This is a genomic window from Tellurirhabdus rosea (genome assembly GCF_026278345.1).
GTDB classification, from domain to species: Bacteria; Bacteroidota; Bacteroidia; order Cytophagales; family Spirosomataceae; genus Tellurirhabdus; species Tellurirhabdus rosea.
In genome coordinates, this window is sequence record NZ_CP111085.1 from 3,436,205 (window position 1) to 3,448,879 (window position 12,675).

A 12,675-nucleotide genomic window follows, 5' to 3' on the forward strand; every position below is an offset into this window, starting at 1 on the left:
TTACTGCTGCAAAGTGACCAAATGAGTGTTAAGCGTGTGTGAACGGCAGGTGAACTGTCTGTTATGGTTTTGGAGGCTGCTTAAAGAAAAAGTAATCTGAGAGTGCCTTAAGCGCATTTTTCGAACAAAAGTCATTCCGAACTAGTCTGTTTCGGAAGTATCTTACCGCCCGAATCTGAATCTAACCCCATGACCTTTCGTACATTTCCCGATTATCTTTCCCTTTCCCGCCAAACGGCCTGCTGCATGGCGGATTTATTAAAACGAAAACCAGCCGCCCTTATCTGCGTCGCTTCCGGTGATACGCCGCTGGGTGCCTATTCCGAATTTGTAAAGCTGGCGCAGGCCGGAGAGGCCGATACCAGCCAGGTCACTTTCGTGGGGCTGGACGAGTGGATGGGCATGGGCCCTGAAGACGAGGGAAGCTGTAGCTGGTATTTGCAGCGCGGCCTGTTCGACCCGCTGAAGCTCCGGCCGGAGCAGGTACAGCTGTTCAGCACCCAAACGGACGATCCGCAGGCCGAGTGCGACCGGATCAACCGGCTGGTGTCCTGCAACGGCGGTTTCGACCTGATTATCGTCGGCGTGGGCCTCAACGGGCATATTGCCATGAATGAACCGGGTACTTCCTTCAAAAGCGAAGCGCACGTTTCCGACCTGCACGAAACGACGATTGCCGTCGGACAGAAATATTTCAACCGCCCGACGCCGCTCGAAAAAGGCCTGACTGTCGGCCTGCGGCACGTGGCCGAGGCCCGGGAAGCCCTCCTGCTGGTCAGCGGGGCCAAAAAGGCGGCCGTGCTCAAAACCGCGCTGAAAGGGCCGGTGACGGAGGAGTTCCCGGCCAGTCTGTTCCAGATTCTGCCAAACGGCAAGGTCTGGGCCGATGCCGAAGCGGCGGGGGGATTATAACGGGTTGGTTCCCGCAGATTTACACGGATTTTGTACGCAGATCTCCGCAGATTTTTTTCAATAGTAATCTGTGTAAATCTGCGTACAAAATCCGCGCAAATCTGCGAGAAACCAATCTGTGGGAACCCCAATCGCGTCACTTCACAAACTGCCTCACTTCGTTCACAAACCAGTCTCCGCCTTCCTGAAACGGGCAGTGACCGCCGTCATAAACGGCCACCCGGCTGTTGGGAAACCGAAAGGCTTTGTAATGCTCCGGCCCGACGGCAAAGTCCCGGGCACCCGTAACGACCAGCGTCGGCGCGGAGATTTTCGCCGTCAGCGGCGTGTAATCCTGCATGTATTCGGGGTTCCCCCAAACCTTTTGCCCGTATTCGAAATTAAACTCCGGAAAACTCTGAAAGCTGACCGAGTCGCTTTTGGCCTTGGCCTCCGGCGTGGCGAACATGAGCTTGTACCAGACCCCTTTTTCGTTTAATTTTTCGCTGATAAGACCCATGCGCTGCAAGGCCGGAACCGCCGGGTCTTTCAGCGCCTTCGTGTCCTGGAGCTTTAATTCCCGGATGCCAAAATCAATCCAGCTTTCGGCGGAAGCGGTCAGGTTGAGCGTGCAGTTGACGTACACCAGCGACCGGATGCGGTCGGGATGGTAGGCGGCGTAATTCGTCAGCAGCAACCCGGCGAAGGAATGGCCCATGACGGTCCATTTCGCATGGCCCAGATAGCGCCGCAGTTCTTCCAGGTCTTTTTCCAGACGGGCAATCGAGTAATCGCCCGAAGGCGCGCTGCCCGAACGGCCGCTTCCCCGCAGGTCGATGTAGATCATCTGCATGAAATCCTCTACCCGGCGCCCGTCCGAAGCTTCGAAATAATGGCTCGTGGAGCCGGGGCCACCGTGCAGAAACAGACAGGGCTGGCCTTTCCCGGCAACCCGGACGTACAGCCGGGTACTGTCGGAGGTCGTGAAGAAAAACGAACCGTTATCCGCCGCTTTCTGGGCGACGGCGGCCATTGCCAGCAGGCAGGCAACCAGGGTTAAGAGCAATCTCATGGCGTTCACCGAAGTTGTTGTTGGCAACAAAGTTCAGCAGACGCCGCCAGAGCCGCCCGAAAGAAAGGACGAAACCGCCGGATTCTTCACCCAATCCGCCCGGAGCGGCGACAAAGCTAGTTGATCTCGACCGTCACGACGGCCTTGCCCGTCGCCCGCCCGGACCCGCAGCCGCTTTTCATGCTGGTAATGGTGTACTCGGTGGTCGTCGTCGGGGCCAGTGTCAGAACGTACGGGTTGAGGAACGTCCCGTTGATCTGCGTTCCGTCCGAGAGCGTGAACGAGTACGGCGGCATGCCGTTGCGGAACGCAATCCGGGCGCGGGTCGTCTGTCCGGGCCGGATGGTCGCTTCGCCGCCGAGGGTCGCCAGGCCCGCATTCGGAGCCAGCATTTTCACGGTTGTCTCCGAACCGATCACGGCCGGGCTGGTCGAAATGACCCGCACCCGCACGGTGCTGAGCGTATCCCGCAGCGAGGGCGGACTCAGCGTGGCTTTCAGCACGCCGTCGCGGTAGGTGGTGGCCATGCTGTGGAAAGTCCCGCTGGTGTCGGCCACCTGCACGATGTACTTGTTGCTGGCGTAGAAACGCCCTGTTGTGGTAAACGGAATGGTGAGTTCACTGCCGTAGCAGACGGTCCGGGAGGCCAGATTGCCCGTGGCAATGCCCGACGGCGGCACGTTGACCCGCACGAAAGCCCGTCCGCTGAAGTCGCCCACGCCGCAGGCCCCGCCGGCCGAAGTGATGCCGTAGGCCGTCGAGTTCTGGGGCGTCACGCGGAGGGTGTGCGGCGTTTTGGTGATGCCGTTTTCGTAGGTCCCGTCCGTTAGCAGCACAAACCAGGGGCCGCCGCCGCCCAGGTCCAGTTTCAGCTCGGCGCTTTTTCCTTCGTCGATCCGGATGGAGTCGGGCCGGAGGGCGACCGTGGCCTGCTGGGCGATGGTCAGCGGGGCCGTTTCGCTGGTCAGCGTCGGGAAGGTCGACACCACGCGCAACTGGTAGCTTTTCTTCGGGTCGATGCCGTAGGGAAGCCGGGCCGTCAGCGGACTGCCTGCGCCGCCGCCGGAAATGTTGGTCCAGGCTCCGTCGGCCCCGGCCAGTTGTACGACGTAATTATTTCCGGCGTTGAATTTGCCCGTTGCGGTAAAGGCCACCTGAAACGGCGTCCCCGTGCAGACCTGCCAGCCGCCGGTCGGTGCTTTGAGGGTCAGGGTCGGCGTCGGATTTTCGTTCACATTCACGATCACTTCCCCCGAAACCGCGCCGCTGCCGCAGGGACCGCTGACGGTCAGGACTTTGTACACGGTCGGCTGGTCGGGCGTGATGGTCAGTTCATAAGGCGTCTGCATGACGTTGGTCACTTTGGTGCCGTCGGAGAGCGCAAACGACCAGGGTCCCTGGCCGCTCAGGGCCACGCGCAGAGTGGCGGGCTGGCCGGGCACGATGGTCGTGGTGGTGCCGCCGTCCGGCAGTTCGATGCGGGCCGTCGGGGCGGGCAGGATGCGCAGCCGCCGCAGCGTCCCGTTCACGACCGGACTGGTGGACGACACGCGCAGGGCGTAGAAACTGCCCGCGGGCGTCTGCAACGGAATATGACCGGTCAGCAGGGCCGCGCCGGGGGCCGGACGGGCGGGTTCGGTCAGGTTGGTGACTTTGCCCGTTGGATCGACCAGTTGCAGTACGTACTGGTTGTCAGGGGCAAACCGGCCGGTGGTGCCAAACGGGACGGTGACGGGCGAACCCGGACAAACAGCCAGCCCGTTGAGGTCGCCGGTCAGAATGTCGGGCGTATCCAGCAGATTGGAATCGGCACGGGCGGCCTGCCCTTCGTCGGCTTTAAAGGTGGTATCGCGCTTGAAAACGGCCCGGTACGCGCTGTCCTTGACGAAGCGGTCGATCAGCGTGTCGGTGCGGATGATGAGGGTGTCCGAAGCGACCGGCATCTTTTTCGGAGAAAGTCCAGCGCCGCGCGCCGCCATGAGCACAACGGTAAGGACGACCCAAACACTTCCTGAAAATGTAAACTTATTCATGTTGATAACGTTAAGCCTTTACGGTCCTGATTCCGGGCTGCCTACGTCCTGCAAAGTTACAAACCCCTGATGAACGAGGAATTGATTCATCTTCATGTGTCGGAAATTCTTATCGAAACGTCCGGCACCCGCCACATTACGGCGAAAACCCTTGTCCTGCAACCCGTTGATAACCGCCCCGTGCGCTACCGGGCCGGTCAGTTTCTGACCTTCGTGCTGCACATATCGGGCCATGAAGTCCGGCGGTCGTATTCCCTCAGCTCCACACCGGGCGTCGATGCCGACCTGCGGATTACGATTAAACGGGTGGACAACGGGGAGGTTTCGCGCTACCTGCTCGACCATGTGCAGGTGGGCGACGTGCTGACCAGCCTGCCGCCGCTGGGCCGTTTTGTGCTGGAAACCAGCCCCGGCACGCCGCGCGACATTGTGCTGATGGGCGCCGGGAGCGGCATTACGCCGCTTTTCTCCATTCTAAAACAGGTGCTGCACGAAGAACCCGACAGCCGGGTAACGCTGCTGTACAGCAACACCAGTGAGCATTCGGTAGTGTTTCGGGACAGCCTCAATGCGCTCCGGCAACGCCATGCCGACCGCTTCCGGCTGATTCACCTGCTCAGCCAGCCGACGGGCGACGGGGGGCTGAACGGAGAGGTCCGCCGGGGGCGGCTGAACAACCTGCTGCTGGAACTGATGCTGCCCGGCCTGACGACTTTTGACCGGGCCGACGCCCGCTGGTACATCTGCGGCCCCGGCGACTACATGCGGATGGTGCAGTTCACGCTTCTTTTTTTAGGAATAAAGCAGGAACAGATCCGCAAAGAAAATTTTACCGTGGACGTCGTCAGCGTCCCGGCCATCAGTCCGGAGCGGGCAAGGGACCACCGGATTGCGCTGACCTTCCGGGGGACCGAATACACACTGCAGGTGCCTGCCTATCAATCGATTCTGGAGGCGGCGCTGGGGCAGGGCATTCCGCTTCCGTACAGTTGCCGGGGCGGGCGGTGTTCGGCCTGCGCGGTGCGCTGCCGCCGCGGCCGGGTGGCCATGACCATCAACGACGTTTTGACTGAAAACGATTTGGCAAACGGGTGGGTTCTTACCTGCACCGGTTATCCCGAAAGCGACGACGTCCAGCTTTTTCTGGAAGAAATCCCTGATACATAAGCGGCTGGCTGTTCACGACATCTTGATTCGCCTGATAGAATGTGTATTTTTGCCGACTGCCCAAGTTAAATGAACACTACTCAACGGACAAAAGCAACGCGTCGGAACTACCGACAGGCCAGTATCCTGGTTGTCGAGGACGATTCCGCCCAGTGGACCATCATTCGGATGGCCCTGCAACAGGTGATGCCTGAGGTTGGGCTGTTCTGGGCCGCCAGCGACCAGGAGGCGATCCGGTATTTGGAAACGTGTTCTGACGACAAAACCGATTATCCCAAGCTGATTCTGCTGGACCTGTACCTCCCCAGACGCGAAGATGGCTGGCGGCTGCTGGGCTGGTTCAAAAACAAAGACGGGGCGCTGCACCGGATTCCGGTTGTGGTGCTGAGTAATTCCACCGACCAGGCCGACGTACGGGCCGCCTACGAGCAGGGCGTTACCTCTTTTCTCATCAAACCGCTCGATTACGACCACTGGCTGGACTACTTCCGGACCCTGAAACAATACTGGTGGGACACCGTCACCCTGCCCGATTCGCGCTCCTGACCATTTTGCACTTGGATTCCCGGTGGTTCCTGACGAAATTTAAGGGTTGTTTTCCCCTTAAAACCATCAACGCATGCTAAGACCAACGCTAATTGGACTGTCCGTTATGCTTTCTTCTCTTGCCCAGGCTCAATTGCAGTACCCTCAAACCCGCAAAATTGATCACGCCGACGAGTACCACGGCACCAAAGTAGCCGACCCTTACCGCTGGCTGGAAGACGACCGTTCGGCCGAAACCGGCGAATGGGTGAAGGCCCAGAACGGAGTTACGTTTGGCTATCTGGAGCAGATTCCGTACCGCAGGCAGCTTCAGAACCGCCTGGAAGAGGTTTATAACTACCCCAAATTCTCGGCTCCGGCCCGGAAAGGCGAGTGGTTTTATTTTTACAAAAACGACGGCCTGCAAAACCAGTCGGTGCTTTACCGCCAGAAGGGCCTCAACGGGGTGCCGGAAGTGGTGATCGACCCCAACAAACTGTCCGCCGACGGCACCACCCGCCTGACCGTTTTCCGGCTCTCCAAAAATGGCCGGTATGCCGTGGTGGGCTTCTCCAAAGCCGGTTCCGACTGGCAGGAGTACCAGGTCATGGACATGCAGACGAAGCAGTATCTGCCCGATAAAATCGAATGGGTAAAAGTATCGGGAGCGGCCTGGCAGGGCGACGGGTTCTACTACAGCCGGTATCCGAAGCCGGAAGGCTCGGCGCTGGCGGCCAGAAACGAAAACCATCAGGTTTTTTACCATAAACTCAACAGCCCGCAGTCGGCCGACCGGCTGGTGTACGAAAACAAGGCGAATCCGCAGCGCTTCAACATCGCGTCCACCTCGGAGGATGAGCGCTTCGTGTTCCTGAACGTCAGCGACCGGGGCCGGGGCCTCGACGGCAACGCGCTGTTTGCGATGGATACCAAGGCGGGTCAGAAGGAGTTTGTGCCCGTGGTGGCCGACATCACCAACTTCAGCTATGGCGTGGTGGAAAACGAAGGCGACCGCCTCATCCTGCTGACCAACGAGAACGCTCCCAACCAGAAAGTAGTCTCGTTTGACCTCAAAACGAAGAAATTTGCGACGCTGATCGCCGAAAAGCCGGAGCCGATCACGGAAGGCGGCGTCGGTTCGGCGGGCGGTAAGCTGTTCGTCGAATACCTCAAGGACGTAACCTCCCGCGTGGCCGTGTTCGACCTGAACGGCAAACCTGAGGCCGAAATCAAGCTGCCCGGTCTGGGCGAAGCGGGCGGCTTCGGCGGCGAAAAAGAAGATACATTCGTGTTCTACACCTTCTCCTCGTTCACCGTCCCGCCGACGATCTACCGCTACGACATTGCGACGAAGAAAAGCAGCGTTTTCCGGGCGCCCGAAGTAAGCTTCAACCCGGCCGATTATGAAACGAAGCAGGTGTTCTACACCAGCAAGGACGGCACCAAAGTGCCGCTGTTCCTGACCTACCGCAAGGGCCTGCAACTCGACGGCACCAACCCGACGCTGCTCTACGGCTACGGCGGCTTCAACATCAGCCTGACGCCTTCGTTCAATTCCCTGCTGGTGCCGTTCCTCGAACAGGGCGGCGTGTATGCCCAGGCCAACCTGCGCGGCGGCAGCGAATACGGCGAGAAATGGCACGAACAGGGCATGAAGCTTAAAAAGCAGAACGTGTTCGACGACTTTATCGCGGCGGCCGAATACCTCATTAAGGAAAAATACACGTCTTCGCAGAAACTGGCAATCCGCGGCGGCTCCAACGGAGGTCTGCTCGTGGGGGCGGTGATGAACCAGCGTCCGGAGCTGTTCCGGGTGGCGATTCCGCAGGTGGGCGTGATGGACATGCTGCGGTTCCACAAGTTCACCATCGGCTGGAACTGGATTGCCGACTACGGCAGCAGCGACAACCCGGAGGAGTTTAAGGCGTTGTACGCCTATTCGCCGATTCACAACCTGAAAGAAGGCCAGAATTACCCCGCTACGCTCGTGACCACGGCGGACCACGACGACCGCGTAGTGCCGGCGCACTCGTTCAAATACGCCGCGACGCTTCAGGAAAAATACAAAGGCCCGAACCCGGTGCTGATCCGCATCGACACCAACTCGGGCCACGGGGCCAGCAACACCAAAAAGAGCCTCGAACTGATGGCCGATATCTACGCCTTCACACTCTGGAACATGGGTGTCAAGAGTTTGAAGGAAGTGGCCAGCAAGTAGTGACGGATCCCGGCTGGTGCAACAAAAAGCCCGCTTCACAGAACGTGAAGCGGGCTTTTTAAATTAAAGAGGAAGATTAGAATTTGACTGTCAGACCGAGTTGGAGAGGAGCGACTCCGAAACCGGCTTCGGCAAAACCACCAATCTTTTCGCTGAAGAAATAGCGGGCACCTACGTGGCCACCCAGACCAACACCGCCGTACGAGTCCCGGAAGCCAATGTAGCTTTCGTTCCACGACCAGCCGCTGTAAATCAGGCCCAGACCACCATACAGGTCAACCTTGTCGTTAGCAATGCTCAAAATTTCGTTGAAGTGGTAAGAACCGCGGGCGCCGATGCTGTAGTATGCGCCGTAGCCGCTGTAACCACGGTAAGCGCCAATGCCACCAACGGTCAGGTTAGGAATAACGCCAACTTCAAACGAGGCGCCTAGAGCAACGCTGCCCGAATAACCGATGCCACCCCAGCCGCCTAAACCGATACCTGCGTTAAGGAACTTGGTGCCCTTATCGACAGAAAGCTGTCCAAAAGACTGTACACTAATGAGTAAAAAGGCGGCAACGAGGAAGGAGAAAATCTTTTTCATTTTCGTGGATTGTTTTGCTTTTGGTTGTTTGTGTGACACAAAGGTAAAGGCAAAGAGAACCGGAATTCAAGCGCAATGATACGGTACTTCCATGAAGGGTATAAAACCGTAGGTAGACCCGCATTTTTACGGGTTGAACTGTGCATAGGATGAATGTATGGAGATAAGTTGACAAAGTCAATAGGTGGTTACAGGCCAAAAAAGCAGTATTCTCCAGAAAGTTTGTAGATTAGGGCGTCCAATCCACATCCTTGATGAACAGCGCATCAGAACAGTTTTTTCAGCGGATCGTCGACCACATGCCGGTTGGACTGGTATTGTTTCGGTGCATTCAGAATGCAGAAGGGCGTGTGGACGATTTTTCGTACCAGTTTGTCAATAAAACCTACGCCCGCCTGACCGGACGTTCGGCGGGAGAGGTGTCGGGCCATCGGCTGTCGGAGGTGTTTCCGCTCGCCGTCGAGACGGGTTTTCTCGACCGCCTCGGGTACGTCTGGGAAACGGGCGAGCCGATGCAGTACGAAGAAGAACTGCACGAAGTGGAGGCAGGCCGCTGGATCATGGTCAACCTCTCCCGGCAGGACGAAGGCGTGCTGTTTACGTTTGAAGACATTACCCAAACCCGGTTTTTGCAGCATGAGGAGCGTCGCCGCCGCGAACAGCTGGAAGGTATTCTGGACGGCTGTCAGGCCGCGCTGATGCTGGCCGAAGCCCTCCGCGACGAGACGGGCCGCATCGTGGATTTCCGCAACCTCACCCAAAACGAGGCCAACCGCCAGCTGGCCGGAGGAATGAGCGGCGACCACCACACCCAGACGCTGCTCGAAGTGCTGCCCGGACTGAAGGAAAGCGGCATTTTTGAACGCTACACGGAAGTGGTGGAAACCGGCGTTCCGACCCGCTTTGAACATGTATTCGACCAGAACGGTGAGAGCCGCTGTTACGACGTGTCGGTGGTGCGGCAGGGAGACGGGGTGGTGGTCTCGGTGATTGACGAGACGCCGCTGCGGCAGGCGCTGGTCCGTTCCCGGGAACTGGTGGCCGAACTGCGGGAGTCCAACCAGGCGCTGGAACAGTTTGCGTACGTGGCCTCGCATGACCTTCAGGAGCCGCTGCGCAAGATCCAGTCGTTCAGTACGCTGCTGCGCGAGCAATTCAGTCATTCATTGCCGGCCGATGCGGCGGACCTGCTGCGGCGCATGGAAGCCGCCGGCGGCCGGATGCAGACGCTGGTGCGGGGCCTGCTCTCTTATTCCCGCCTGACGACCGGCCAGCCCGCTTTCGAAATGGTTTCGCTGGCCAAGATTCTGACCGAAATTCAGCAGGACCTTGAAATGATGGTCCGGGAGAAAAACGCCACCATCCAGCTCAGCCCGCTGCCGATTCTGAAAGGCAACCCGCTCCAACTCCGTCAGTTGTTTCAAAACCTTATCAGCAACGCCCTGAAATTCACCCCCAAGCATCTTAAGCCCATCGTAATCATCAAGGGCGAAATCATCGATAAAACGGCTGTTCCGATTGCGGCATCGGCCCACGCCAGCTGGGTGCGGGTCGAAGTCACCGACAACGGCATTGGCATTGATGAAAAACACTACAAGCGCATCTTTCAACTCTTCGAACGCCTCCACGGACGCAGCCAGTACGAAGGCACCGGCATCGGGCTGGCGATGTGCAAAAAAATCGCCGAACTCCACGGCGGCAGCATCAGCGTCCGCAGCAAAGTCGGCGAGGGAACCACGTTCACCGTGTACCTGCCGGGGTAGGGAACGATTGAATGTTGAATTTTGAATGATTGATTGGCTTCGCCTCAATTTAAAGCTTGCGAAGCCATTCAACCATCCAGCCATTTAGCCATCCAGTTATTCAACATTCAATCATTCAAAATTCAATCATTCACTCATACCTCAGCCTCAGGCTGTTCATCACCACCGACACGGAGCTTAGGGCCATGGCGGCTCCGGCGAGCATGGGGTTCAGCAGGAAGCCGTTGATTGGGTAAAGGATTCCGGCGGCGAGCGGAATGCCGATGAGGTTGTAAATGAACGCCCAGAACAGGTTTTGCCGGATGGTCTGCACGGTGCGCCGGGACAGGTGCAGGGCTTTGGGGATGCTGCCGAGGTCGGAGGTAATGAGCGTCATTTTGGCCACGTCCATCGCAATGTCGGAGCCGCGGCCCATCGCGATGCTTACGTCCGCCAGCGCCAGCGCCTGGGAGTCGTTGATGCCGTCGCCGACCATAGCGACCACCTTGCCGCGCTGCTGCAGTTCTTTCACAAAATCCGCTTTGTCGGACGGCATAACTTCCGCCCGGAACTCCCGGATACCAACCGACTGCGCGACGGCTCCGGCGGTCTGCCGATTGTCGCCGGTCAGCATGAACACGTCGATGCCCCGGCTTTGCAGCGTTTCGATGGCGGCTTTCGACGTAGCTTTGACCGGGTCGGCAATGGCCATGACGGCCAGAATCTGCGTTGAATCCGCGAAATAAACGACCGTTTTGGCTTCGGCGCTCAGGCGGGCAGCCAGGCTCTCCAGCGCCGCATCCGGGCGGATGCCGTGTTCGTCCAGCAGGCGGCGGTTCCCGACGAGGTACGTCCGTCCGGCCTGCGTACCGATGACACCCCGGCCCGTCAGGCTTTCGAAACGGTCCATTACCAGACTTTCTGTTCCGGGCAGATAGGCGACCACGGCCGAGGCCAGCGGGTGCTCCGAGCGGGCTTCCAGCGCGTGCAGAATCCGCGTCAGCCGGGGCTGGTCGGCGTCGGCGGCGGTCCATTCAAAGTCCGTCACGCGGGGTTTGCCTTCGGTAATCGTGCCGGTTTTGTCCAGAATGACGGCGTTGACGCGGTAACCCAGTTCCAGACTTTCGGCATCCTTGATCAGAATATTGTGTTCGGCTCCTTTGCCGACGCCGACCATGATGGCCGTGGGCGTCGCCAGGCCGAGGGCGCAGGGGCAGGCAATGACCAGCACGGTCACCGACGCCAGCAGGGCGTGCGTGAGGGCATTGTCGCCGCCGAAAAGCATCCAGGCGGCAAAGGTCAGAAGAGCGATGCCGATAACGACCGGTACAAAAATCCCGGCAATTTTGTCCACCAGCTTCTGCACCGGCGCCTTGCTGCCCTGCGCTTCCTGCACCAGCCGGATAATCTGGGCCAGCACCGTATCGCCGCCGACTTTTTCGGCCACAAACCGGAAGCTGCCTTTCTGGTTGATCGTTCCGGCAAAGACCACCGCGCCCGCCGTTTTCTCCACCGGCACCGGCTCGCCCGAAACGGTGCTTTCGTCTACGTACGACGACCCTGATTCGACGCGGCCGTCTACCGGAATCCGCTCGCCGGGGCGCACCACCAGCAGCTGCCCGGTCCGGACCTGCGCCAGCGGAATCTCCGTTTCGGCCCCGTTTTCGACCACGCGCACCGTTTTGGGTTGCAGTCCCATCAGCTTCTTGAGGGCCGCCGACGTGTTCGACTTGGCCCGTTCTTCCAGCAAACGACCCAGCAGAATAAAGGCCACGACGACGGCGGCGGCTTCAAAATAAACGTGCGGATGCAGTCCCCGCCGGTGCCAGAACTCCGGAAAAGCCGTATTGAAGGTACTGAACAGAAACGCAATGCCGGTCGAGAGGGCGACCAGCGTGTCCATATTGGCTTTGCCGTGCCGCACCTGCTTCCAGGCATTGGTGAAAAACGTCCCGCCCAGGCCAAAGACCACCGGGGCCGACAGCACGAGCATGAGCCAGTTGGCGTACGGCATGTCCATGAAGAACATCCCGATAACGACCACCGGCAGCGCCAGCAGACCCGCCCAGAGCGTCCGTTTTTTGAGCGCCTCGTAATGCCGCTGCTGGGCGGCCCGCTGGATTTCCTGCGGACTTTCGGCATCGGGTTCGGCGCTTTCGAGCACCAGATCGTAGCCTGCCGAACGCACGGCCTGTTGTAGCCCTTCCGGCGTTACGGCTTTCGGGTTGTACTGGACCCAGGCGCTCTGGTTGGCATAGTTGACCCCCGCGTCGCTCACGCCCGGCGTGCTTTTAAGCATCGACTCGACGCTCACCGCGCAGGCTGCGCAGGACATTTCCAGGACGGGAAAGGTCTTGCGGACTTCGGTTGGCTGGGATATGGTTTTGGTACTCATGGTTGTAAAAGAATAGCACTGCAGCGCGAATGGGTCCGCGCCAGAG

9 protein-coding genes are annotated in these 12,675 nt (G+C 59.1%); 5 read left to right on the top strand and 4 right to left on the bottom strand.

Annotation, left to right across the window (positions count from 1 at the left end):
- Nucleotides 1-189 precede the first annotated feature (189 nt).
- Nucleotides 190-912, top strand: a complete 723-nt coding sequence (locus ORG26_RS14525; protein ID WP_266362972.1) for a glucosamine-6-phosphate deaminase — start codon at nucleotides 190-192, stop codon at nucleotides 910-912.
- Between the two features lie 136 nt (nucleotides 913-1,048).
- Here ORG26_RS14525 and ORG26_RS14530 read toward each other — a convergent pair whose 3' ends face one another.
- Both ORG26_RS14530 and ORG26_RS14535 read right to left on the bottom strand, forming a co-directional pair.
- The gene (locus ORG26_RS14530) at nucleotides 1,049-1,963 is read right to left on the bottom strand and encodes an alpha/beta fold hydrolase (RefSeq protein WP_266362974.1); all 915 of its coding nucleotides are present in this window, start codon (nucleotides 1,961-1,963) and stop codon (nucleotides 1,049-1,051) included.
- A 116-nt stretch (nucleotides 1,964-2,079) separates the two neighbouring features.
- Nucleotides 2,080-3,996, bottom strand: coding sequence for a hypothetical protein (locus ORG26_RS14535; protein WP_266362976.1), 1,917 nt, complete (start codon nucleotides 3,994-3,996; stop codon nucleotides 2,080-2,082).
- A 69-nt stretch (nucleotides 3,997-4,065) separates the two neighbouring features.
- Between ORG26_RS14535 and ORG26_RS14540 the strand changes: the two genes are divergently transcribed.
- The 3 genes from ORG26_RS14540 to ORG26_RS14550 all read left to right on the top strand — a co-directional run bounded on the left by ORG26_RS14540 (nucleotide 4,066) and on the right by ORG26_RS14550 (nucleotide 7,906).
- Complete coding sequence (locus ORG26_RS14540) at nucleotides 4,066-5,163, top strand: ferredoxin--NADP reductase (protein ID WP_266362978.1); 1,098 nt, start codon at nucleotides 4,066-4,068, stop codon at nucleotides 5,161-5,163.
- Between the two features lie 69 nt (nucleotides 5,164-5,232).
- Nucleotides 5,233-5,709: a response regulator gene (locus ORG26_RS14545; protein WP_266362980.1), complete on the top strand. Its 477-nt coding sequence runs from the start codon at nucleotides 5,233-5,235 to the stop codon at nucleotides 5,707-5,709.
- A 106-nt stretch (nucleotides 5,710-5,815) separates the two neighbouring features.
- Nucleotides 5,816-7,906, top strand: coding sequence for a prolyl oligopeptidase family serine peptidase (locus ORG26_RS14550; RefSeq protein ID WP_266362982.1), 2,091 nt, complete (start codon nucleotides 5,816-5,818; stop codon nucleotides 7,904-7,906).
- Between the two features lie 76 nt (nucleotides 7,907-7,982).
- Here ORG26_RS14550 and ORG26_RS14555 read toward each other — a convergent pair whose 3' ends face one another.
- Entirely contained in the window at nucleotides 7,983-8,492 is a 510-nt protein-coding gene (locus tag ORG26_RS14555) for a hypothetical protein (protein ID WP_266362983.1), read from the bottom strand.
- 254 nt (nucleotides 8,493-8,746) lie between these two features.
- Here ORG26_RS14555 and ORG26_RS14560 point away from each other — a divergent pair, with 254 nt between their 5' ends.
- Nucleotides 8,747-10,255: an ATP-binding protein gene (locus ORG26_RS14560; protein ID WP_266362985.1), complete on the top strand. Its 1,509-nt coding sequence runs from the start codon at nucleotides 8,747-8,749 to the stop codon at nucleotides 10,253-10,255.
- Between the two features lie 130 nt (nucleotides 10,256-10,385).
- Here the strand turns inward: ORG26_RS14560 and ORG26_RS14565 are convergent, their stop codons facing one another.
- On the bottom strand, nucleotides 10,386-12,629 hold the full coding sequence (locus ORG26_RS14565) for a heavy metal translocating P-type ATPase (protein WP_266362987.1): 2,244 nt from the start codon (nucleotides 12,627-12,629) through the stop codon (nucleotides 10,386-10,388).
- Between the last annotated feature and the right edge of the window lie 46 nt (nucleotides 12,630-12,675).